The organism is Streptomyces sp. NPDC025793 (assembly GCF_055558375.1).
Window position 1 is genome coordinate 428,823 of the sequence record NZ_JBVHMR010000002.1, and the last position, 21,887, is coordinate 450,709.

Genomic DNA, 21,887 nt, shown 5'->3' on the forward strand with positions numbered 1-21,887 from the left:
GACCGCGATCGGGTGCAGTGCGCCGGCGCGTAGACGAGCGGCCACGGCGTGGGCACCTCCACCCGCTGACCGACACCCACCGCCGCAAGGAACCCCAGCCGTGTATCGGCTGGGGTTCCCGTCTTTTGTGGACCAGGCGGAGGCCCGGAGGGGCTTGTCCGCCTACTTGAGCGCGGTACCGCCCGAGTTGTGGTAGGCGATCGTCTTGCGGATCAGGTTTCCACCGTCGGACTCGGCCGTGGTCTGTTCCTGCTGCCCTGGACCGAAGAGCAGGCCGGCGACATGGGCGTTCGCGACCTGGTCCATGTGGGCGAAGAACCAGTCCACCTTGTCGTCCTTGTAGTGGTTGAGAGTGTTGTTCTGTGCCATGTTGCCCACGGGGATCTGCCAGAGGACCACCGGCTTGCCCACGGACTCGGCCATCGTCTTGTAGAACTTCAGCGCGTCGGCGGCCTTCTGGTCGGTCCAGAAGTGGTCACTGCCGCCGTGGGCCGGCTGTGCGTACCAGCCTGCGTCGCGGTCCGACACGTCGGTGACCAGGAAGTCGGCGTTCTGCGCCCCGAGGTTTGCGTAGTCCTTGACGCATGCCTGTGTGTTGGTCTGCCAGTCGAAGCAAGAAAGGTGCAGTCCCACGGCGGTGTTCGGCGCGTACTTGTGCGCCATCGAGATCAGGCAGCGGGAGAGTCCGGCGGCGCTGTTCTCCTGCGATCCGCAATCGGTCGGATTCGCGGCCGAGACCTGCGCGGGAACCTGGTGCGGATCGCCGAGCGACCGGACGTAGCCCCAGAAGTCGGGCTCAAGGTCGATCATGTCGTGCGATGTGCCGATCTTCTGGAGGAAGAATCGGTAGTCGTTCAGGTACCGGGTGAGCAGGTCAAGCCGGTTGATGGCCTTGACCTCGCCCGGACCGTCGCCCTCGCCTGCCGCATCCCCGAGGTCGCGCAACGAGTACCAGGTCCAGAGCATCTTCTGCGGACGCGGGCTGCCCTTGTACGTCGCCTGGGCCGCCACGGTGTCCCGATAGGTCACGTAAGTGCCCGGAGCTGTGGTGCTGCCGGTCCAGCAGCCCCACCAGCTCGACCACCCGTCCTGGCAGCGCGCTGCCGAATAGTAGGCCGACGAGGGCGCGGGCTGGCTGTGCACATAGGCGTAGCGCACGTCGAACGGCGCGGCGGCCGCCGAGGCGTCGGACATCGAACCGCCGATGAACACCCTGCTGCTGCCCATGAAACGTGTCGTCGAGCTGCCGCCACCGGCCGAGGGAGACGACGGCGACGACGGGCGCGAGCCGCTCGGAGCCTGGCTGGTGGGAACGCTGCCGCCCGGCGCGGTGGGCGTACCGGCGCTGCCGACACTCCCGGCCGGGACGAGTTGCCATTGCTGATCGGCGCCGCTCCGGTCGCGGTTCTGGACGACGTCGCCCCCATCGGCCTTGGCGGCGTTGTGGACCTCGACGGCCATGCCGCTGAAGCGATTGATCAAACGCACGTAGCCGTCCGGCGACTTGGCCAGTTTGAACTGCTGGTTGCTGCCGTTCAGGTCGCTCCACTGCACGAGGGCGGAGCCGGCGGTCTTCGACCAGCCGAGGTCGTCCAGCACCTTGCCGGAGTTCCGGTTCTGCAGCCGGTAGTACCCGTCACCCGCGTCGACGAACCGCCACTGCTGGTTGGCCCCGCCGTGGCGCGCCCACTGCACCACCGCCGCGCCGTCGTTCGTGGCGAAGGCGCGGTCGTCCAGCACCTTGCCGCTGTTGCGGTTGACCAGCACGTACCACTTCTTCAGATCCAGGGTTTGCTGCGCCGAAGCCTGGCTGACCACCACGGCGGAGCCGGCCACGACCACCATGACGAGGCCCGCCCAGAAACCCCGACGCGCGAGCAACCGACGGCCACGATGCCTCGGGCGACCACCGCGGGCGTGGCCGTCGGCGCGGCGGCCGCCGGCGCGGGCCGCCACCGATGACGTGGGCGGGCCGGGGACATGTCTGTGCTCTCGTTCAAGGGGCATGCCTTGTTCTCTTTCAGCCGTTCCATCTGACCGGACCACTTGGCCGGACAACACTGAGTGGTCCGAGAGGCCGAAAAGGTTGCCGCGAAGAGCCACAGATTTCTTTTTGCGCCCTGACCGCTTCCCGTCCGCCGCGGAGCGGGGCGCTCAGGGCGCCGGGGCCGGTCCGGATGACGTTCGGCAGCGCGGTCAGGGCGGCGTCGAGGGTGTCCGGCCAGCCCGCCCGTCCAGGAACCTGAGGATCATGAACGTGCCGCTGCCGACGCCGTCCAGGGCCGGTGAGGCAGAACCCGCGACCGCGCGGACGCGTTTCCGCCGGCTGGGCCACAACCTGCCTGCCGTGACCGCCAGTTCGATGCGCGGGCGCCCGTGACGGGTCCGTATGCCGTGGCCCGTGACCTCTCCTGGTACGCCGAGCATCGCCCCCGCCGCCTGCGAGGTCCTGGCTCCGCCGCGTCCCCGGCCATCACCACATCCGCGCCCCGCACCGACAACCCGGCTCCAGGTGCCCCGGCAGACGGAACAGCGCCGACCACCGGGTCTCGTGCGGCGCAGGTCACGTGAACTCAGGGCACGCGGAGGGCACGGAGTCATCGGTATGGGCAGTGTGAGGCGCCGGCAAGACCCGCCGAGGTGCTGTCGGTCCTTTGCGACGCCGCACCGAATGTCGCCGGGCAGCCCCGCGACGACAACCGGGGGAGCGGGCCACATCCGCGGCTTTCCGCCCTGCGCACCGCGTCTCACCTGCCGTCGAACCGGAAGACGTCACCAGTCGAACGCACGCTCGTCGGCTCGCGCGTCCCGGTCCGGCGTGACCGGGCGCGCGTCGTGGCAGGTGAAGCCGAGACGGGTCAGCGCCCGGTGCATCTCGACCGAGGTGAAGTCGCGGCGGTTCTGCCTGGTGATCACTTCCCCGACCTGCATCACGGGGTAGACGCGGCGTTCGACGGTCACGCACACGCCGGTGGCGGGTTCGGGCGTGATGCCGCTCATCGACTGCTCGACCTCGAACTTGGTCAGGTCGAAGGGGAACCGGGCGATGACACAGCGCATGGATGCCTCCACAGGGCGGTCAGGGGGTGATGGCTCAGGACGTGAGGGCGAGGATGCCCAGGGCGTAGCCGTGTTCGTCGATCACGGGAGACACGTCCAGGGTCCGGCCCCGCATGGCGGCCTCCGCCTCGCCGAGTGCGGCGACGGACGGGGTGAACGGTCCGCGGTCGAGCGGGATGTCCCGCAGCCGGGTCCGGTCGCTGTACCACGAGCCGCCGCGGTGCGCGGCGAGCTGGGCCCGGGTGACCAGTCCCGCGCACCGCCCGTCCTCGTCCCGGAGGAGCAGGTGCGGGACTCGGGCACCGATGAGCACGGACAGGGCCACGTCGACCGTCATGTGGTCGTCGACCTGGGGCCCGGGAGCGTGCATGGCGTCGCAGGCGGTCAGACCGACGCCGTCGGCGCTGCCGGCCTGCTGTGTTCGGGACGGGTACTGCGTCAAGGGCTTCTCCTCTTCGTCGGGGCGGGCGGGACGGGCGACGGATCTGCCTGACTGCTGGGAGCGCATCCCCGTACGGGGGCTACGGGGTGTTCCCCGGGGCGGGGCGACGGGCGCGGGCGGCGGCCCTGCCGCTCCCGCCGTGGCCGGCGGCCCGGCCCCTGCGATTCCGGCCGGCGGATCCCTTGCCCTCGCGCCTGCCCTCGGTTCGTCCGTCGACCGGGGCGGTGAGGGTGACGGGCGTGCCGGAGGGGGTCCGGGCGCCGGTGATGCGCTGCAGTTCTGCCTCGCCGGGACGGATCCGGACGGTGCCCGGAGTGATGCCGGCGTCGGCCATCAGACGGTCCACGGCGCGCCGCTGGTGCGGCAGGACGAGGGTGACGACGGTGCCGGACTCGCCGGCGCGTGCCGTACGGCCGCCGCGGTGCAGGTAGTCCTTGTGGTCGCCGGGAGGGTCGACGTTCACGACGAGGTCGAGGCCCGAGACGTGGATGCCGCGGGCGGCGACGTTGGTGGCCACCAGGGCTGTGACGTGGCCGTCCTTGAACTGGGCGAGCGTCCGGTTGCGCTGCTGCTGGGACTTGCCGCCGTGCAGGGCGGAGGCGCGCACCCCGACGGACAGCAGGTGCGTGGCGAGCCGGTCCACCGCGTGCTTGGTGTCCAGGAACATGATCACGCGTCCGTCGCGGGCGGCGATCTCGGTCGCGGCGGTGTCCTTGTCGGCGTCGCGCACGTGCAGCAGATGGTGCTCCATGGTGGTGACGGCTCCCGCGGACGGGTCGACCGAGTGCACGACGGGGTCGTGGAGGTAGCGGCGTACCAGGAGGTCGATGTTGCGGTCCAGGGTGGCCGAGAACAGCAACCGCTGGCCGCGGGCGGGGACTTGGCCGAGCAGCGCGGTCACCTGCGGCATGAAGCCCATGTCGGCCATCTGGTCGGCCTCGTCCAGGACGGTGACGGCGACCTGGTCCAGCCGGCAGGCTCCTCGCTCGATGAGGTCCTTGAGGCGGCCGGGCGTGGCGACGACGACCTCGGCGCCGCCGCGCAGCGCACTCGCCTGCCGGCCGATCGACATGCCGCCCACCACGGTGGCGAGCCGCAAACGCAGGGCACGGGCGTACGGGGTGAGCGCGTCGGTGACCTGCTGGGCCAGTTCCCGGGTGGGGACGAGGACGAGGGCGAGCGGCTGTTTGGGCTGGGCCCGCTGCCCGTCGAGGCGGGCCAGGACCGGCAGGCCGAAGGCGAGCGTCTTGCCCGAGCCCGTCCGACCCCGGCCCAGGACGTCCCGGCCCGCCAGCGTGTTCGGCAGGGTGGCCGCCTGGATCGGGAAGGGAACGGTCACGCCCTCGGCGCGGAGTGCGGCCAGCAGCCGTACGGGCATGTCCAGTTCGGCGAACGTCTCGACCGCGGGGAGCGGCTCGGTGAGGGTGACCGGCAGGGCGAACTCCTGGCGGCGTGCGGTGGGGCGTGCTCGTTGACCGCTCTTGTGCCGGGGGCCCGGACCGGAATTTCGACGGTGCGGTTCCTGCGCCCGGGAGCGGCTGGAACTGCTGGAGCTACTGGAACGAGCGGAACGGGTGCGGTCCACGACGGGGCCTTCCTCGATGCGGCACGTATCGAGGAATTCCTTGAGGAGGAATCACAGGACTGAGCCGAGTGAAATCCGAAGACCTTGGGTTGACGTTCCTTACGTTCCTTACGGCCTTGCGGGAGCAGAAAAGAAATGGGCTGGGGCCCGCACCCCGAGAGCGCGGGCCCCAGCCACATGACGCGCGAACCAGTGGCTCGCGACGGTTCGCGTCAGCGTCAGGCGGGAACGATGTTCTCGGCCTGCGGGCCCTTCTGGCCCTGCGTGACGTCGAAGCTAACCTTCTGGCCTTCCTGAAGCTCGCGGAAGCCACCGTTGCTGATGATGTTCGAGTAGTGGGCGAACACGTCGGCGCCGCCACCCTCCTGCTCGATGAAGCCGAAGCCCTTTTCCGCGTTGAACCACTTCACGGTGCCAGATGCCATATTGAATCTCCCTTGGAGGGGCAGTGTCGGACTCCGCACTTTGCGGAGCCGAGTCGCCGCGATGATCACACCTCCGGAAAGATCCCGGAAAGCTCTGCAAAGAAAAATCTCTGGCAATCAAAACCGCAACGGCTATCACGTTAACACAGGGCGAGTGGCAGCAGCCATGAGTTTTCGGACCGGTCCGGTAATTGTCACCCCGCTGGAGTGTGCATTTCTATATCGGCGGGACTAGGTATCCGCACCGGGCCCGTCCAGCTTCCGGCGCATTTCCCGGTTCAGCCGGAGGGTGTCGTCGAGCTGGCCCTCCAGGGTGATGATGCGGCATGCGGCCTCGACGGGGGTGCCCTGGCCGACCAGTTCCCGGGCGCGGGCGGCGATGCGCAACTGGCGGCGGGAGTACCGGCGGTGGCCGCCTTCCGAACGCAGCGGGGTGATCAGCCCGGCTTCGCCGACGGCCCGGAGGAAGGCGGGGGTGGTGCCGAGAACATCGGCGGCCCGCCCCATGGTGTAGGCGGGATAGTCGTCGTCGTCGAGGTTGCCGGCGACAGGGGTGTTCTCAGCGGGCATGGCACCTTCGTTTCGGGGGCGCGGCGAGGAACCCGGGCGTGCGTGGCACCCGTGCCGCGAAGGATTCGGCGCCGTCCGCCTTCGCGCCATCTGCCTCGTGCGACAACCCTAACTCCGGCGGGCACGGACATGTGGTCTCGCCGTGGCAGATATCCCCTCGCCGGCTGGCGTACTCAGCTCGCGAAGTCGCGCCGCTCCGGTGTCGGCCCGGCTGCGGGCATGAGCGACACGGCGGCCCGTTCGGTGGCCTCCGGCGGGACGACCGGCAGGTCCCCGCGCCCCTGGCCGGGTGCCATCAGGACGACGGTGCTCGGCGCGTGCGCCGTGGTGGCCCTGCGCAGCCGGACGACCTGGTCGCGGACGAGTATGAGGCCCGGTGCCCCGGTCCCCGCCGTGCCGTTCACCAGGACGCTGACGATCTGACCCCAGGCACGGGGCAGACCGGAGAGCCGCGGCGGAAGTTCCGCCGGGAGATCGAAGGTGCGTGGCCACCAGGCCCCGTCGATACGGCGTGGCACGGTGCTCTCGGGTGCGAGGTACAGGCGCAGGAGAGGCGGGCGGGCGGCGGGGGCCGTAGGCGGTCGCTCGTCATGAGGTGTCCTGTCGAGTGGTTCGGCGCGGTACGTCGGGTCCCGGCCGGACGGTGTGCCTCGGCCGCCGGGGGAGCGCAGGCGGAGGACGCAGTGGCTCGGATCGCCGCGGTCAGCTCTGCCGTCCGGGTGTCTTTGGCGCGCCGGCGCCGGCCGTGCGGCCCTCCCAGGCGTCCTGCGCGCCGGCGTAGGCGGGGAAGCGGTCGAGGAGACCGGTGCAGCGGAAGACCAGGTCGGTTGTGTGGTTGTCGTAGACGACGCGTATCCAGCCGCCCCGGCCACGGCAGTCGGACCACGCCTCGCACAGAGGCGCCAGGATGCTGCCGTCGGAGAAAGTCACCCGGCTCAGGTCCACGATGAGGCGGAGCCGTCCGGGCCGGGCGGCGCGGGCCTCGGCCAGGGCGCGGACCAGCGGCGCCACGGTCTGCGCGTCCAACTCGCCGTGGGCGCGGACGATACGGCACTCCTCGAAGGGCTCGGGCACTTCGCCCGGCCTGGTCAACGGCTCGTGAGGGGACGGCACGTGAGGCCGGCCGACGGTCGCTGCCCAGGTGCCCACGGGGAGGCGTGCCTCATGGTGTCTCCCCTGTCGTGCGCCCGAGGAGCCCGGTCTCGGCGAGCGTCAGCATGCGCCCGGCGGTCAGCGGATTCTCGGGATCGGCTGCCGCGGCCAGCAGCCGGGCGGCTGTTCCGGCGGGCTCCTCGGGCGGGACGACCAGCAGCACCCAGCGCCCCACGGTGCCGCAGTCCAGGGTGATGACGTGCGCGGCGCTCCCGGCGCCGGCCGGCTCCACGGCGATCTCCCGGCCGGGTGACATGACCGTGTGCGGCGCGTCGGGCCATTCGGCGGGGTCCATGGTGACCCGCACCGTGGTGTCCGGGTCCGGCTCCAACGAGCCGACCAACGAGGGCAGTTCGAGTTCCAGCGCGGCGCAGCGCGGCCACCAGGCCCCGTCCAGCGGGCCGTGGCTGACCTCCGGGGTGAGGGCCAGGCGCGGCGGGGGCATGCGGTACGTGCGCGCTCCGGCCGCGGGCGCGCCTCCGGCCGGCGTACTGCTCGGTTCCATCGTGCGGTCCCGTCCCGGGAGCCGTGGAGCGACTGCCCGTCTGGTCACTCGCCGGGAACGGCACCGCCGGAAGCGCTGCGCGAAGAGCTCTCGGTACGCTCAAGGCTACTCCTGGCCGACGAGAGGCGGCCGGGTCGGTCGTCCTGCTCCTCCTGCTCCTCCTCCAGCTCTTCCATCAGGCGGACGCCGACGTGTGTCAGCGAGACGGCGGCCGGGGTCCGGTGCGAGGTCCACTCCACGCTGATCAGGCCCTCGTCCGCCAGGTAGACGCACGCGGCGGAGAGGTCCTCGTCGGGCAGGTCCAGCTCGGCACGGAGCACCGATCCGCTGACCTCGGGGCGATTGTGTTCGACGGCCCCGTACAGGGATTCCAGGACCGCCTTCCGGATGTTCTTGCGTTCGCGGAGTTTCGTCATGGCTGTCGTTCTCCGAGGTGTTGACGGCCGCGTGGGGACGGATGCGACGGTGGATCTGCGTGGCCTCGGGGACCCGGATCACACCTCGTCGGTGTGTGCTCGTGCCTGCTGCGTCGATGTACTGGTCGAGAGCCAGGACCGTGCGGGTTCCGCGGCGTTCGCGGTGTCGAGGGTGAGGTGGAGCCGGGTCCCTCCTTCGCGGCCGGCGGGGTAGCTGCGCTGCTCGGTCGAGGCGAAGCAACGGCGGAGGACGTCGGCCACGCGCCGGGCGACCTCCGGGGTCGCGGCCACGATGCGGACCTCGGCATGACTCTCGGACGGCAAGGACTCGTGCTTCATACGGACCTCCTGGCGGGCGACGGGTACACACCAAGAACGCGGTCGCTGCCCGAGCCGTCGAGCGGCGGTGACGGGGGTGACGGGGCTGCGCCGTGTTTCCATGGGACCCCTCTTCTGAAGGGTATGCCGGGTGAGGGTGGCCGTGCGTACCGCGCCCGACCGGCGGTCCCGCCGGGAGTACGGTGGAGAAGCCGAGGGCACTCCGCGCACCGGCTCCGACACCGGCGCCGCCCTCGGCGATCGACGACACGGGGGCGGTCCTCGTCCGCGCCCGGAGCAGGGTCCGCCCCATGACCGCGCACATGTTCGTCCCGACGACCCCGACGCCGTGGAACGTCCCCGCGCCCCGGCCCACACCGGCCAAGCCGCACCCGCACCCGCACTCGCGCACGCCGGGCCGACCGCGGTGGGAGCGGGGAGCCTCACCGTACGAGGGAGAACGCCTCCGCCCGCTGACCCGCGGGCAGGTCGAGGATCGCCTGCAAGAGCTGGGCGATCTGTACGCGAAGGTGTCCGGTGACGGCCCATGGGCGTGGAACCAGGCGCGCGGCGCCTTCCTGCGGCATCTCGCGGCCGACGTACGACGACCGGGGTTCTCGCTGCTGATCGCGGAGACCACCGCCCTGACCGGATGCGCCTACGGCTTTCCCGCGGGCGGTGCCGGTCCGTGGTGGGAGGGCTTCGACGGACATCTGCCAGAGAGCCTGCTCCGCCGCGCCGCCTCCGGGCGGCTCTTCGTCGTCTCCGGGATCGTCGTCCCTCCCCGTGTGCGCCGGGAGCAGCCGGACCGCGCCTGGAATCTCGCCCGGCGCTTCCAGCGGCGACTGCTCGCCGACCACGGCGCCGTACTCGGCGTCACGCTGGTGGACGCCCGGGACCACAGGGCGGTTGAGACGTTGCGGTCCTGGGGGTGGCGGAGCGCCGGGGACGACACCCTCACGGCTGTGCCGCCCGGCCCGTTCCGGGTTCTGGTGCTGGGTCCGGGGACGTGAGCACCGCACGCGTCGCTTCGGCTTCGGCTTCGGGCAGGCACAGGGCGAGGAGGGCGATGTCGTCGCCGTGCGCCCGCTGGGCCCGCTACAAGGCGTTCCGGGCACTGCCCGACGGTCTGCCGCTTTGACGCGAACGTCCGGTCGCTGAAGTCACCAGCCGTAGAAGGGACTTGGGCAGCCGTAGCCTCCGGCAACAGGTAAACCCCAGGTCGCTGACCTGGTATTTCAGGTGGAGGCGGTGACGAGAATCGAACTCGCGCTCTCAGCTTGGGAAGCGATGGCGCTTGGCCGCTCGCATGGCTCCTGACCTGCGCATTCGTGCCACAGTCCTTGATCCAGAGGGGCGGACTCGCACTTCTGTTGACCGTGGTTGTCCGCTCTGAAGGGCACGCTATGGGCACGGCGCTGCGAGGTGGACGATGCCGTGCCCGCGTCGCCCTCTCCACGATCAGGACTCGTCGACACGTCGTCCTGAGCATGGCGGCGGGCGACCCTGGCCCTCATGGCCAGGAGCCCGGTGCCCAACGTGAGGAGGCACTCCGGTTGGGCCGGATCGTCGTGGCGGGTGCTCTCGGACGGGGACGGCGAGGTTGCGGAGCTCGTCCTCGGGCCCAAGCATGGGTTCAGGGAACAGCGACAGGGCACATCAGAAGGCACGTCCCGGGAGGACATGAGAGCCATGACGTTTCCCGCGCCCCGGTCCGCCGGCCGTCGCCGGACAAGGCGCACTCGACAGGCATGCGTGCGATCGGCATGACCGACGACGACCGGTCGCTGCGCTGTCTGGTCACCGGCGCCACCGGTTACATCGGCGGCAGGCTGGTGCCGGAGTTGCTGGCCGCCGGGCATTCCGTGCGCTGCCTGGCCCGATCGCCCGGCAAGCTGCGGGACCATCCGTGGGCTGAGCAGGCGGAGACCGTGCGCGGGGACGTGACGGACGAGGAGGCCGTGCGCGCGGCCATGCAGAGCATCGACGTCGCGTACTACCTGGTGCACGCGCTGGGCACCGGCCGGGGCTTCGAGGAGACCGACCGGCGCGCGGCCAGGATCTTCGGCGAGCAGGCGCGTGCTGCCGGAATCCGTCGGATTGTCTACCTCGGCGGTCTGAGCCCTTCCGGAGTGCCCGAGCACGCACTCTCGCCCCATCTGCGGTCCCGCGCCGAAGTGGGCCGCATCCTCCTGGCCTCGGGCGTACCGACCGCCGTACTGCGGGCAGCCGTGATCATCGGGTCGGGTTCGGCCTCGTTCGAGATGCTGCGGTATCTGACCGAGCGGCTGCCCTTGATGGTGACCCCGAGCTGGGTGCGCACCCGCATCCAGCCCATCGCCGTCCGCGACGTGCTGCGCTTCCTCGTAGGATGCGCGAGGCTGCCCTACGACGTGAACCGCGCCTTCGACATCGGCGGACCGGACATCGTCACGTACGAGGAGATGATGCGGCGGTACGCCGTCGTCGCCGGGCTACCGAAACGCGTCATCGTCCCCGTTCCGCTGCTCACCCCCCGACTGTCCAGTCTCTGGGTCGGTCTGGTCACTCCGGTGCCGGGCGCCCTCGCGCGCCCGCTGGTCGAGTCGCTGAAGCACGAGGTGATCTGCGCCGAGCGGGACATCGTCCGTTACGTGCCGGACCCGCCGGAGGGACCGGTCCCCCTCGACCGGGCGATCCGGCTGGCTCTCAGGCGCGTGCAGGACGCGGACGTCGCCACCAGATGGTCCTCGGCCTCGACTCCCCTCGCCCCCAGCGACCCGCTGCCCACCGACCCCGACTGGGCGGGCGGGAACCTCTACACGGATCACCGCGAGCGCACGGTCGCGGCGTCGCCACAGGCGCTGTGGCGGGTGGTGGAGGCGATCGGCGGTGAGAACGGCTGGTACTCCTCGCCGCTGGCCTGGTCCCTGCGGGGCTGGCTGGACACCCTCGCGGGCGGTGTCGGTCTGCGCCGGGGCCGCCGGGACGCGACCCGGCTGCGGGTCGGCGACAGCCTGGACTTCTGGCGCGTGGAGGAGATCGAGCCGGGCCGGCTGCTCCGGCTGCGCGCGGAGATGCGGCTGCCGGGCCTGGCCTGGCTGGAGATGGCCGTCGACCGGGACCCACAGGGACGCACGGTGTACCGGCAGCGGGCCCTGTTCCACCCTCACGGCCTGGCCGGGCACGCCTACTGGTGGGGCGTGGCCCCCTTCCATGCCGCGGTCTTCGGCGGCATGGCCCGCAACATCGCCGCCGCGGCCGAATCGGCCGCCCCCGAACCGGCCCGCACTCACTGAGGGGCTCGAGGAACCGTGCGCGTTTCGGTCGCCCTGTTCACCGCCGACCTTCGGGTGCACGACAACCCGGTCCTCCAGGCCGCGTTGAAGGATGCGGAACGTGTGGTCCCGCTCTTCGTCGTCGACACCGGCATCCGCCGCACCGGCTTCGCCGGACCCAACCGCGCGGCGTTCCTCGCCGACAGCCTGGCCGATCTCGACATGGCCCTGAGGGCTCGGGGCGGCCGGCTGGTGGTGCGCGTCGGCGACGTGGTCGAGGAGACCTGCCGGGTGGCGTCGGAGACCGGGGCCACCGTGGTGCACATCGCGGGCGGGGTGAGCCGCTACGCGGTACGGCGCGAGGACCGGCTGCGCGTGGAGCTGGCCGGCGACCGACGGGAACTACGTGTCCACGCCGCCTCGTTGACGGTCGTACCGCCGGGGGCACTGACACCGGCGGGCAAGAGCCACTTCGCCGTCTTCACCCCGTACTTCCGCCGATGGGAGAGCTTCTCCGTGCGCGGCGTCCTGCCGGCACCGGACGCCGTACGGCTACCGGACGTGGGCTCGGCCGGCCTTCCTCGCGCAGAGTCCCTCACGTCGGGTTCCACCTCGCCGGGCCTGGCCGTCGGCGGGGAATCCGAGGCCCGCCGCAGGATGTGGTCATGGCTGGCGGGTCCGCTGTCCGCATACGGCGACCGGCACGACGACCTGGCCGCCGACGCGACCTCCCGGCTCTCCCCCTACCTGCACTTCGGCTGCCTCTCGCCCACCGAACTGCTGCACCGGGCCCGCGCCCAGGACGATGCCGGTGCACACGCCTTCGTCCGCCAGCTCGCCTGGCGCGACTTCCACCACCAGGTCCTGGCGGCCCGCCCCGACGCGGCCGACCACGACTACCGGCCCCGGCACGACCGCTGGCGCCGCGCGACGAAGGAGTTCGAAGCCTGGCAGGACGGCCGCACGGGCTACCCCGTCGTCGACGCCGCCTTACGACAGCTTCGCCACGAGGGCTGGATGCCGGGCCGGGCCCGCCTGCTCGTGGCCGGCTTTCTCACCAAGACGCTGTACGTGGACTGGCGCGCGGGAGCCCGCCACTTCCTGGACCTCCTTGTCGACGGAGATGTGGCGAACAACCAGCTCAACTGGCAATGGGTCGCCGGGACCGGCACGGACACCCGCCCGAACCGGCTCCTCAACCCACTCGTCCAGGCACGCCGGTACGACCCTCGCGGGGAGTACGTACGCCGCTGGCTCCCCGAGCTCCGCCACCTCGACGCCACCGCGGTTCACCGTGTCCCCCACCTTGACGCAGCCACCCGTGCGGGCCTGGACTATCCCGCCCCGATCGTGGATCTCGGCGCGGCCGCCGCCCGTTTCAGGGAGCGGAGGAGAGCCTACTGACCGGACAAAAAACAAGCCCCAGGCTGCTGACCTGGGGCTTCATCCTGGAGCGGGTGACGAGAATCGAACTCGCGCTCTCAGCTTGGGAAGCTGATGTTCTACCATTAAACTACACCCGCGTAAGTACGGACGGTCGGCTCGGGGAGTCGAGGTCCGGACGATGCTCACTGTACAACATCGCAGACCCCTGGTGCCCGGGCCCAGGGGTCTGAGTCTGTTTCAGGGGTGGGATCCGGCTGCGGGTGGCCGGAGTTGGGGCGTACCGTGGAGGCTTGGAGGAGGGCGCGGGCGGGGCCGGAGCGCCGCCTGGAGAGTCGTCTCTTTGATCCCGTAATGTGCCTTTTGTCGTCGGGTCGGTCACGCTCGACGGGGCTCTTGGGGAAGGGACTTAAGGGACTTGATGGAACGCACCGTCGTCCGTTGTGCGGACGGGCACGTCTTCAGCGCCGCTTCGTTCCCGATGCAGCAGGCCGAGCGGCTCGGCCCCGGTCGGCTCATGAGGTGTCCTCGGTGCACCCGGCTCCGCAGTGTGGTGCCGGTCGCCCTGGAGAAGCAGCGGTAGCGAAGGAAAGCGACAGAAGAGGCAGGGGCGCCGTCGTGGAGGCGGCGCGGGCGGTAACCCTGGCGCGCGGAGTCGTCACGATTGTCACGGCTCCGCGCGCCTTGCGTATCCTCGCTACGTGCTTCTCTCAGACAAGGACATCCGGGCCGAGATCGACGCCGGGCGGGTACGGATCGATCCCTACGACCAATCCATGGTGCAGCCGTCGAGCGTTGACGTGCGGCTGGACCGGTACTTCCGGGTGTTCGAGAACCACCGGTACCCGCACATCGACCCCTCGGTCGAGCAGCCCGATCTGACCCGGCTGGTCGAGCCGGAGGGCGACGAGCCGTTCATCCTGCATCCCGGGGAGTTCGTGCTCGCCTCGACGTACGAGGTCATCTCCCTGCCCGACGATCTCGCGTCGCGACTTGAGGGGAAGTCCTCGCTGGGGCGGCTCGGGCTGGTCACGCACTCCACCGCCGGGTTCATCGACCCCGGCTTCAGCGGTCACGTCACGCTTGAGCTCTCCAACCTCGCCACGCTGCCGATCAAGCTCTGGCCGGGGATGAAGATCGGCCAGCTGTGCATGTTCCGGCTGACCTCGCCCGCCGAGTTCCCGTACGGCAGCGAGCGCTACGGCTCCCGCTACCAGGGGCAGCGCGGGCCGACCGCCTCGCGTTCCTACGTCAATTTCCATCGGACCCAGGTGTGAGGGCGGCAGAAGCATGAGTGAGACGCAGGGCGTGGAGACCCGGGGCGTGCGGGAGAACCTGACGTACGACGCGTTCGGCGGTGCCGTGCGGGAGCTGGCGCAGACCATCGCCGACGACGGGTACGAGCCCGACATCGTGCTCAGCATCGCCCGGGGCGGGGTGTTCGTCGCCGGTGGGCTGGCCTACGCGCTGGACTGCAAGAACATCCACCTCGTGAACGTGGAGTTCTACACCGGGGTGGGGACCACCCTGGAAATGCCGGTCATGCTCGCGCCCGTCCCCAACGTGATCGACTTCTCCGACAAGAAGGTGTTGATCACCGACGACGTCGCGGACACCGGCAAGACCCTGAAGCTCGTGCGCGACTTCTGCCTCGACACCGTCGCCGAGGTGCGCTCCGCGGTGATCTATGAGAAGTCCCACTCCCTCGTGAAGTGCGAGTACGTGTGGAAGCGGACGGATGACTGGATCAACTTCCCGTGGTCTGTGTTGCCTCCATGCCGTAAGTCCGGCACGCCGATCACGCCGTCGAAAGACGCTCTCTGAGCTCTTCGGGCCTGATCGAATCCGAGCGCCTGGTGCGTCCGCTGTCTGTGCAGCCGAGGCACCAGCGACCTTGTCTCGGTACGGGCAGGTGCCTGCGACCGGCATGGCCGATCGACCCACCGTGCAACGGGACGAAGGACACCCCCGCCGAGGGCCGGCGCCCCTGTTGACGCCGGGCCCGGCACATGACGCTCCTTGTGGGGCCGAGCGGGCTTTCCCACCTGAAGATGGGTGGGGGATCGTCGACCGGGCACCGTTGGTGCCATGGCATGCCAATCCCGGCGCAGGAGGGTCCGGACCACTGCCCCGAGCGGCCGAGTAGACGTAAATTAAGGGCATAGACCCCGATCGGGGGTGTGGTGCCCATGAACCACTCCAAAAACCTCATGAAGCCGCTTGAGCGGGTTACCGCCTCCTATCGCTCTGCGCGGCCACGGTCGGCGCGCAAGGTCGGCGTCACACAGAGAGCCGACCAGCTCGCCGCGTGGGTCGTTCTCAGCCTGGACGAGCCGTCCGCCTTCAAGAACCTGCAGGATGCGGTGACAGAGCTGCGTGACGCCCCTCATCTGACCGCTGTCCTTCCCCGGGTTGCTGAGGGAGCGATGGCGTTCATGGGCGCCGAGTTCGGGAACATCCAGTTTCTGGACCCTCGTGACGACTCGCTGGTGCTCGTCACCCAGTCCGGCTTCGGCCACGAGTTCCTCGACCACTTCGCGGTGGTCCACGACAACCGCTCCGTCTGCGGACGGGCAGCCTGGCAAGGCGCACAGGCAGTGACGGCCGACGTCCGCGATGAGCCTGCCTTCACCCCCCACCAGAAGATCTTCCGTACCGCAGCTGTCCGCTCGGTTCAGTCCACGCCGCTGGTCGATCGCGGCGGACAGCTCATCGGGATGATCTCGACTCACATGTCAGAGCCCGGTCTGCCGACCGAACGCGCGCTCCGGCTCATCGAGCTCTACGGGCAGCTCGCGGGGGAGGCCATCGCACGGCATCTTGTCGGCCGGGGCGTCGACGGCCATCCGGTCGGCCTTCCGCACAACGGCACCCCCCTCGACCAGCGCATGGCGCTCTTGGAGGAGACCGGGACCAGGAGCGCGGTGACGCACTGGGTGTACCGGGTGGACGAGCCGCACGGTTGCGGGTGCCGCAGCTTCGGATCCCACCCCAATCAGTGGCGCGGCAGGATCACCACTGAAAGCCCGGACCAGGGCGCCGAATACGTCGCGTCCCATGTCGCCCGCGAGCTGATCGCCGATTGGGACATCTGTGGCGTCCGGGGCGTGGGGCTCGTCCACGTGCATGTCTGGCGCGGTTGGGAGGGCTCCGCCCAGAACGCTGCCTTCACCTTGGAGGTCCAGCCCGGTATCAAACGAGGGTGGCGTCTGACGGTCGACCGCGCGTAGGGGCGGGGTGACGTCCGCTACCGCTTTGTGGCCGGACCTTTGCGACCTCGATCAGCCCTGGACATCGGGGACCTCGGCCTGAGCTGTAGCCCAGGCACTGCGGCATGACTCCGCCGCCGAGGACGCCAGCAGCGGGGCTCGGGTCGAGGCAGGTGGGACCGGAAGCGGTCGCCGTGCTCACTCGGCCTGGAGTGTCCTGCCGCCCGTCGTGAAGCGGGCCGGGCAGGTGCTCGACGCCTGAGCGCACGGCACCTGGAGTGTGGGAAAGGGCCCCGGCGATGGCGCCGGGGCCCTTTCCCATGCCGTACCCGGTGCCTAGAACGTGCCCAGCTTCACGATCGACAGCAGGGCGATCAGCTGGATCGCCGACGCGCCCAGTGCCTTCGGCCAGGGCAGGTCGTGGGAGCGGGAGACCATCAGGGTCAGCAGGGCGCCCGCGCCGATCCAGGTGGCCCAGCCGAGGAGCTGGACGAAGCTCGCGTCGCCGCCGACGAACATGGCGACCAGCAGGCGGGGCGCGTCCGTGACGGCCGTGATCAGCATGGACAGGCCGACCGTCGGCTGCCAGGCGCCGTCGCCGCCGAGCTGGCGGGCCAGGGTGTGGGTGACCACGCCCAGGACGAACAGGCCCAGCACCATCACGACCGCCGTGATCAGGACGATCGGCACCGTGGTGGAGAACGGGGAGTCGATCGCGTCCTTGCGTGCGGTGTCGAAGCCGAAGACGGCGAGCAGGCCGTAGAGGAACGTCGTGACGAGCGCCGGCGCCCACATCGTGTAGTCCCGCATGCGCAGGAAGGTCTGGTTGGGGGAGGTGATGATCCCCTTCAGCAGTTCCTTCCAGTGCAGGGGCGGGCCGAGCGGGGCCGCGGGCGCGGTGGCCGAGCCGGCCTGGTAGGTCGAGCCCCGGGTGTAGTCGGCGGCCTCGTCGACCGAGAACGCCTGGGTGTGGCCCGGGTTGTCGGCCGCGTACGGATCGTGCGGTGCCCCGCGGCCGGCACCGGGCGGGCTCTGGTAGCCGCCGTCGCCGAAGTACTCCGGGCCGTCCTCGGCCGGGCCGGCGTATCCGTGGGACGGGCCCGGGCGGCCGTACTGCTGCGCCTGCGGGTACGGCGGCTGCGGCGCCGACGGGTAGCCGTACGACGGCCCCGACGGCTGCCCGTACCGCGGTCCCGGGCGGCCGTGCGGCGGCCCCTGCGGTGCCTGCGGTACCTGCTGTCCTTGGGGGGTGCGGTTGTCCCGGCCCCCGCGTCCGATCCTGAATCCAGCCACGTCATCGAACGTACCTGGTCCCGGAGAGTGACGTGCCCGGCCCGGGCGTCCGGGCCCGCCTTTGCGGCCGACCTGTGACATCCCCTAAGGGGTCGTCAGCGGCCCGGTCCCGGGGTTCATCAGGGGTTCCCCCGGTTTTGCCCGGCCCCGACCCGCCGCGGGGTGCGCCGGCGGGGCCGAGAAGGGCGCCCCGGCCGGGCCGGGCGGGGCGGACTGGGCCAGGATGGTGCCATGAGCGTAGTGAAGATCAACGTGCTGACCGTGCCCGCCGAGCAGCGGGAGGTGCTGGAGAAGCGGTTCGCCTCGCGCGCCCACGCGGTGGAGAACTCCGACGGCTTCGAGTGGTTCGAGCTGCTGCGGCCCGTCGAGGGCACCGACACCTACCTCGTGTACACGCGCTGGCGGGACGAGGCGTCGTTCCAGGCCTGGATGGAGGGGCCCATGAAGGCCGCGCACCAGGGCGGCGGCGAGGGCGCCGAGCGGCCCCGGCCGGCTGCTTCCGGTTCCACCCTGTGGTCCTTCGAGGTGGTTCAGCAGGCGGGGCCCAAGCAGGACTAGCCGCACGCGACGAGCCGTATGCGACCAGTCGTAAGCGCCTGGCCGGGGCCCGGGTCAGTCGTCGGCCCGTGCCAGCTCCAGCTTCGGGAAGGTCACCGGCTCGGGAGGCCGGCCCGCTTGCAGGACGTAGGCCCGTCCCGTCTCCTCGCCCGCCGTGATCCCGGCGACCGACGCCGCGATCTCGGCGGGCTCGGCCAGGGCGAAACCCTGGCCGGTGACGTATGCGACGGCCTCCGGACGCAGGATCGGCGTGCGGACGAAGCCCGGGCAGATCGCGTTGATCCGCACGCCCCTGTCCTGCCAGGCCGGGGCGAGCGAGCGCACCAGCCCGATCACGCCGTACTTGGTCGCCGCGTAGACCGGGTCGAAGGGTGCCGCGCCGAGCCCGGCCATGCTGGAGGTCACCAGCAGCGAGCCCCCGCCGTGCGCGGCCAGCGCGGGCAGCGCCGCGTGCAGGCCGTACATCACGCCGTGCAGGTTGACCGCCAGCACCCGGTGCTGGCGTGCCAAGTCGTAGTCGTCCTCGCCGAATCCGCCGCCGTCGCCGATCCCGGCGTTCAGGTGCACCAGGTCCAGCCCGCCGTAGGCCGCCACGGCGGCGTCGATCAGCGCGAGGTTGTCGGCCTCCCGAGTGGTGTCGGTGCGGACGAACAGGCCGTCCACCTCGCGCGCCACGACCCTGCCGCCCGCCTCGTCGACGTCCGCGACGACCACGCGCGCCCCGAGCCCGCCGAAGTGCCGGGCGACCGCCGCGCCGATCCCGCTCGCCGCCCCGGTGACCACCACCACCTGGGCCATTTCCGCGGACCTCTCTCGTCGTTTGTCGCTCATGCCGCTCATGCCGCTCATGCCGCTCATGCCGCTCACGCCGCTCACGCCGCGGCCGCCTCGTCGCGGATGGCGGCGATGCGGGAAGGTGCCCGGCCGTAGCGCCTGCTGAAGATCTCCAGGCCCACGAACAGCGCCACGTACTGGAGCGTGGTGACCAGCATCACCGAGTCGACGGGCAGGGTGTAGGCGAGCACCACCCGTACGGCCGAGTCCAGCAGCAGGCCCGTGCCCCAGACCGCCGTCAGCCGCCGCATCAGACGGCGGAAGGTCGGTGACGTCCGCCAGTTGCGCTCCAGCCCGGCGCGCCGGTCCCCGCGGGCGACGGACGACAGGAGCCGGAAGATGACCGGCTGTCCGCGCAGCAGCGTGCCCAGGAACACCAGCCCGACGGCGCCCGTCATCCAGCCGTCCTTCGCGAACATGAACCGCGGGCTTCCCGTCACCGCCGACAGCACCGCGCCCAGGGCCACCATGCTGAGCACCAGGATGCCCAGCATCCCCACGCGCCGCTCGCGCACCACGGTCAGCAGCGCCTCCGCCGTGGGCGGTACGGCGCTCGCCAGGACCGCCCACCACAGGCCGGCGCCGGCGGCGCGCAGGCCGTAGAACAGGGCGAGCGGCGCGGCGACGTTCACCAGCAGGCTCTGCACCAGCAGCCCGTTCGGTGACCCCGCACCCGTGGAACCCGCGTGCTCGTTCACCGCCGTCTCCGCCGCGTTCATGCCCGTCGCGCTCATGTCCTTCCCCTCTCCTGCGAGTTCCTCGTTCGCGTCTTGGTGTCTTCGACGCTACGGAGCGGGAGGCGCGCGGACCTTGTGTCCAACCGCCGAACGGGGGTGGGGCCAGGCCCACCCCCCGCTGGGCCCGGGCACACCCCGTCCGGCCGCCGGGCACGCCACACTGGGCCCATGACCACCACAGCCGGACGCGTCGGTGCCGCCGCGCTGCGCCGTTTCGGCGGCCGTCACCGGCAGCTCGGGTACTGCTGGACGATCGGCTGGTGCGGCCTGGCGGCCCTCGCGGTGTTCTGCGTCGCCCTGCCGGTCCGGCTCCTCGGCGGCGACGACCCGGAGCGCGGGCCGCTGCGCGCCGTGCGCAGGCTCGTCGTCAACTACCGCCGGGTGCCCGGACGGTGGGGCGGTACGGCGGTGGCGAGCCCCTATCTCCCCGACCGCCCGCCGCGCGAGGACCCCGCGAACCGCCGTGACCTGATCTTCCTCGCGCTGGAGCCCTGGGTCGCGCTGGTGCTGCTGCTCGTGCCCTCCGCGATGGCCTGGTACGGCCTGTTCGGCCTGCTCGCCCCGGGCGTCGCCGCGCTCTTCGACAGCCATCGCGGCCTGTTCGACGGGCCCGTGCCCAGCCGGCCTGCCGTGGGGATCCCCGGTGGCCTGCTGCTGTACTACGCGGCGCTGCGACTGTCCGGTCCGGCCTCCCGGCTGCACGCGGACCGCTGGCTGCCCGTGCTGCTCGGCCCGGCCCCCTCCGTCGCCGCCGAGGTCGCCGCCGAGGCGGAGCGGCGCCGGCTGGCCGAGCGAGTCGCGGAGCTGACCGAGACCCGGCTGGCCGCCGTGGACAGCCGCGAGGCCGAACTGCGCCGTATCGAGCGGGACTTGCACGACGGCGCGCAGGCCCGGCTGGTCGCGATGGGCCTCGCCCTCGGCGCGCTGGAGACGCTGATGGAGACCGATCCGGAGCGGGCGCGCGAGCTGGTGCGGCAGACGCGCGAGAGTTCGGCGCGCGCCCTCACGGAACTCCGTGCGCTGGTACGGGGCATCCATCCGCCGGTGCTGGCCGAGCGCGGGCTGGTCGACGCGCTGCGGGCGCTCGCCCTGGACGCCCCGCTGGCGGCCGAGGTGGACGCCGACGGGCTGCCGGGGCGCCCGGAGGGGCCGATCGAGGCGGCGTTGTACTTCGCCGTCGCCGAACTGCTCACCAACGCCGCCCGGCACGGGGACGCGACGCACGCGCGCGTGGAACTCGCCCACACCGGCGGGGTGTTGCGCTGCGCGGTGTGGGACGACGGGAGCGGGGGCGCGCACGAGGAGGACGGGCCCGTGCTCGGGGCGGGCGGCAGCGGGCTGCGGGGCATCCGCCGCCGGTTGTCGGCCTTCGACGGTACGCTCGGCATCGACAGCCCGGACGGAGGGCCCACCCTGGTGACGATGGAGCTGCCGTGCGTGTTGTCCTCGCGGAAGACCTCTTCCTCCTGAGGGAAGGGCTCTGCACCCTCCTGACGGCCCATGGGTTCACCGTCGCCGCCGCCGTGGCCAGCGGGCCGGAGCTGCGGCGGGCGCTGGCCGAGGAGGAGCCGGACGTCGCGGTGGTGGACGTACGGCTGCCGCCCACCTTCACCGACGAGGGGCTGCAGGCCGCGCTGGAGGCCCGGCGCGGCCGCCCGGGGCTGCCCGTCCTCGTGCTGTCGCAGCACGTGGAGCAGTTGTACGCGCGCGAGTTGCTGGCGGACGGCACCGGCGGGGTCGGCTATCTGCTCAAGGACCGGGTGCTCGGCGCCGCGGAGTTCGTGGAGGCCGTACGACGCGTGGCGGACGGTGGTACGGCGATGGACCCGGAGGTCGTGGCCAAGCTGCTGGGCGGCCGGCGCCGCGACGATCCGCTGGCCACGCTCACCCCGCGCGAGCGGGAGGTGCTGGCGCTGATGGCCGAGGGCTACTCCAACGCGGCCGTCGCCGCCCGGCTGTTCGTCAGCGAGAGTGCCGTCGGCAAGCACTCGGCGAGCATCTTCGCCAAGCTCGGCATCACCGCCTCGGACGAGACCAACCGCCGGGTGCTGGCCGTCCTGGCCTACCTGAACGGCACACCGCGCGTGTGAGACAGGGCGCCCCCTGCCGGTGCGGGCAGGGGGCGCCGTAGGTCAGCGGGGAC

Annotated in this window: 23 protein-coding genes and 1 tRNA gene; 9 read left to right on the plus strand and 15 right to left on the minus strand. The window is 71.3% G+C overall.

Features of this window, described 5'->3' with window-relative positions; all coding sequences use genetic code 11:
* Nucleotides 1-162 precede the first annotated feature (162 nt).
* The 11 genes from ACZ4MF_RS05780 to ACZ4MF_RS05830 all read right to left on the minus strand — a co-directional run bounded on the left by ACZ4MF_RS05780 (nucleotide 163) and on the right by ACZ4MF_RS05830 (nucleotide 8,494).
* On the minus strand, nucleotides 163-2,007 hold the full coding sequence (locus ACZ4MF_RS05780; protein WP_467490131.1) for an RICIN domain-containing protein: 1,845 nt from the start codon (nucleotides 2,005-2,007) through the stop codon (nucleotides 163-165).
* A 765-nt stretch (nucleotides 2,008-2,772) separates the two neighbouring features.
* The gene (locus tag ACZ4MF_RS05785) at nucleotides 2,773-3,060 is read right to left on the minus strand and encodes an SCO5918 family protein (protein ID WP_467490133.1); all 288 of its coding nucleotides are present in this window, start codon (nucleotides 3,058-3,060) and stop codon (nucleotides 2,773-2,775) included.
* Nucleotides 3,061-3,094: 34 nt separating this feature from the next.
* The gene (locus ACZ4MF_RS05790) at nucleotides 3,095-3,430 is read right to left on the minus strand and encodes a CBS domain-containing protein (protein ID WP_467490662.1); all 336 of its coding nucleotides are present in this window, start codon (nucleotides 3,428-3,430) and stop codon (nucleotides 3,095-3,097) included.
* Nucleotides 3,431-3,581: 151 nt separating this feature from the next.
* On the minus strand, nucleotides 3,582-5,087 hold the full coding sequence (locus ACZ4MF_RS05795; RefSeq protein WP_467490135.1) for a DEAD/DEAH box helicase: 1,506 nt from the start codon (nucleotides 5,085-5,087) through the stop codon (nucleotides 3,582-3,584).
* A 218-nt stretch (nucleotides 5,088-5,305) separates the two neighbouring features.
* Nucleotides 5,306-5,512 (minus strand): cold-shock protein, encoded by a 207-nt coding sequence (locus ACZ4MF_RS05800; RefSeq protein ID WP_020943091.1) that lies wholly within the window; start codon nucleotides 5,510-5,512, stop codon nucleotides 5,306-5,308.
* 231 nt (nucleotides 5,513-5,743) lie between these two features.
* Nucleotides 5,744-6,082 (minus strand): MerR family transcriptional regulator, encoded by a 339-nt coding sequence (locus ACZ4MF_RS05805; protein WP_467490137.1) that lies wholly within the window; start codon nucleotides 6,080-6,082, stop codon nucleotides 5,744-5,746.
* 173 nt (nucleotides 6,083-6,255) lie between these two features.
* Nucleotides 6,256-6,630 (minus strand): DUF5994 family protein, encoded by a 375-nt coding sequence (locus ACZ4MF_RS05810; protein WP_467490664.1) that lies wholly within the window; start codon nucleotides 6,628-6,630, stop codon nucleotides 6,256-6,258.
* A 154-nt stretch (nucleotides 6,631-6,784) separates the two neighbouring features.
* Nucleotides 6,785-7,156 (minus strand): STAS domain-containing protein, encoded by a 372-nt coding sequence (locus tag ACZ4MF_RS05815; RefSeq protein ID WP_467490139.1) that lies wholly within the window; start codon nucleotides 7,154-7,156, stop codon nucleotides 6,785-6,787.
* An 88-nt stretch (nucleotides 7,157-7,244) separates the two neighbouring features.
* Nucleotides 7,245-7,739: a DUF5994 family protein gene (locus ACZ4MF_RS05820; RefSeq protein ID WP_467490141.1), complete on the minus strand. Its 495-nt coding sequence runs from the start codon at nucleotides 7,737-7,739 to the stop codon at nucleotides 7,245-7,247.
* Between the two features lie 44 nt (nucleotides 7,740-7,783).
* A complete protein-coding gene (locus ACZ4MF_RS05825) occupies nucleotides 7,784-8,155 on the minus strand; it encodes a hypothetical protein (RefSeq protein ID WP_467490143.1) in 372 nt (123 codons plus the stop codon).
* A gap of 78 nt (nucleotides 8,156-8,233) precedes the next feature.
* Nucleotides 8,234-8,494: a hypothetical protein gene (locus ACZ4MF_RS05830; RefSeq protein WP_467490145.1), complete on the minus strand. Its 261-nt coding sequence runs from the start codon at nucleotides 8,492-8,494 to the stop codon at nucleotides 8,234-8,236.
* Between the two features lie 290 nt (nucleotides 8,495-8,784).
* On the opposite strand from ACZ4MF_RS05830, the gene ACZ4MF_RS05835 reads away from it, so the two are divergent.
* The 3 genes from ACZ4MF_RS05835 (at nucleotide 8,785) to ACZ4MF_RS05845 (ending at nucleotide 13,134) form a co-directional block, all read left to right on the plus strand.
* Nucleotides 8,785-9,486 (plus strand): hypothetical protein, encoded by a 702-nt coding sequence (locus ACZ4MF_RS05835; protein ID WP_467490147.1) that lies wholly within the window; start codon nucleotides 8,785-8,787, stop codon nucleotides 9,484-9,486.
* 753 nt (nucleotides 9,487-10,239) lie between these two features.
* Nucleotides 10,240-11,751 carry an SDR family oxidoreductase gene (locus ACZ4MF_RS05840; RefSeq protein ID WP_467490666.1) on the plus strand — a complete coding sequence of 504 codons (1,512 nt, stop codon included), beginning with the start codon at nucleotides 10,240-10,242 and terminating at the stop codon, nucleotides 11,749-11,751.
* 15 nt (nucleotides 11,752-11,766) lie between these two features.
* Nucleotides 11,767-13,134 (plus strand): cryptochrome/photolyase family protein, encoded by a 1,368-nt coding sequence (locus ACZ4MF_RS05845; protein ID WP_467490149.1) that lies wholly within the window; start codon nucleotides 11,767-11,769, stop codon nucleotides 13,132-13,134.
* A gap of 45 nt (nucleotides 13,135-13,179) precedes the next feature.
* Here the strand turns inward: ACZ4MF_RS05845 and ACZ4MF_RS05850 are convergent.
* A tRNA-Gly gene (locus tag ACZ4MF_RS05850) sits at nucleotides 13,180-13,253 on the minus strand.
* 561 nt (nucleotides 13,254-13,814) lie between these two features.
* Here ACZ4MF_RS05850 and dcd point away from each other — a divergent pair.
* The 3 genes from dcd (at nucleotide 13,815) to ACZ4MF_RS05865 (ending at nucleotide 16,343) form a co-directional block, all read left to right on the plus strand.
* Entirely contained in the window at nucleotides 13,815-14,390 is a 576-nt protein-coding gene (gene dcd, locus ACZ4MF_RS05855; protein ID WP_071375215.1) for a dCTP deaminase, read from the plus strand.
* A gap of 13 nt (nucleotides 14,391-14,403) precedes the next feature.
* Nucleotides 14,404-14,937: a phosphoribosyltransferase gene (locus tag ACZ4MF_RS05860; RefSeq protein WP_467490152.1), complete on the plus strand. Its 534-nt coding sequence runs from the start codon at nucleotides 14,404-14,406 to the stop codon at nucleotides 14,935-14,937.
* A gap of 365 nt (nucleotides 14,938-15,302) precedes the next feature.
* Nucleotides 15,303-16,343, plus strand: coding sequence for a GAF domain-containing protein (locus ACZ4MF_RS05865; protein WP_467490153.1), 1,041 nt, complete (start codon nucleotides 15,303-15,305; stop codon nucleotides 16,341-16,343).
* Nucleotides 16,344-16,658: 315 nt separating this feature from the next.
* Here ACZ4MF_RS05865 and ACZ4MF_RS05870 read toward each other — a convergent pair whose 3' ends face one another.
* Complete coding sequence (locus ACZ4MF_RS05870; protein WP_467490154.1) at nucleotides 16,659-17,696, minus strand: Yip1 family protein; 1,038 nt, start codon at nucleotides 17,694-17,696, stop codon at nucleotides 16,659-16,661.
* Nucleotides 17,697-17,846: 150 nt separating this feature from the next.
* Here ACZ4MF_RS05870 and ACZ4MF_RS05875 point away from each other — a divergent pair, with 150 nt between their 5' ends.
* A complete protein-coding gene (locus ACZ4MF_RS05875) occupies nucleotides 17,847-18,173 on the plus strand; it encodes an antibiotic biosynthesis monooxygenase family protein (protein WP_467490156.1) in 327 nt (108 codons plus the stop codon).
* A 54-nt stretch (nucleotides 18,174-18,227) separates the two neighbouring features.
* On the opposite strand, the gene ACZ4MF_RS05880 is transcribed toward ACZ4MF_RS05875, so the two are convergent.
* Together ACZ4MF_RS05880 and ACZ4MF_RS05885 are read right to left on the minus strand one after the other, a co-directional pair.
* Entirely contained in the window at nucleotides 18,228-19,049 is an 822-nt protein-coding gene (locus ACZ4MF_RS05880; protein WP_467490158.1) for an SDR family NAD(P)-dependent oxidoreductase, read from the minus strand.
* Nucleotides 19,046-19,741, minus strand: a complete 696-nt coding sequence (locus ACZ4MF_RS05885; RefSeq protein ID WP_467490160.1) for a VC0807 family protein — start codon at nucleotides 19,739-19,741, stop codon at nucleotides 19,046-19,048. The genes ACZ4MF_RS05880 and ACZ4MF_RS05885 overlap by 4 nt, the downstream gene beginning before the upstream one ends.
* A gap of 171 nt (nucleotides 19,742-19,912) precedes the next feature.
* On the opposite strand from ACZ4MF_RS05885, the gene ACZ4MF_RS05890 reads away from it, so the two are divergent.
* Both ACZ4MF_RS05890 and ACZ4MF_RS05895 read left to right on the plus strand, forming a co-directional pair.
* Entirely contained in the window at nucleotides 19,913-21,214 is a 1,302-nt protein-coding gene (locus ACZ4MF_RS05890; RefSeq protein ID WP_467490162.1) for a sensor histidine kinase, read from the plus strand.
* Complete coding sequence (locus ACZ4MF_RS05895) at nucleotides 21,178-21,834, plus strand: response regulator transcription factor (RefSeq protein ID WP_467490164.1); 657 nt, start codon at nucleotides 21,178-21,180, stop codon at nucleotides 21,832-21,834. The genes ACZ4MF_RS05890 and ACZ4MF_RS05895 overlap by 37 nt, the downstream gene beginning before the upstream one ends.
* Nucleotides 21,835-21,887 lie beyond the last annotated feature (53 nt).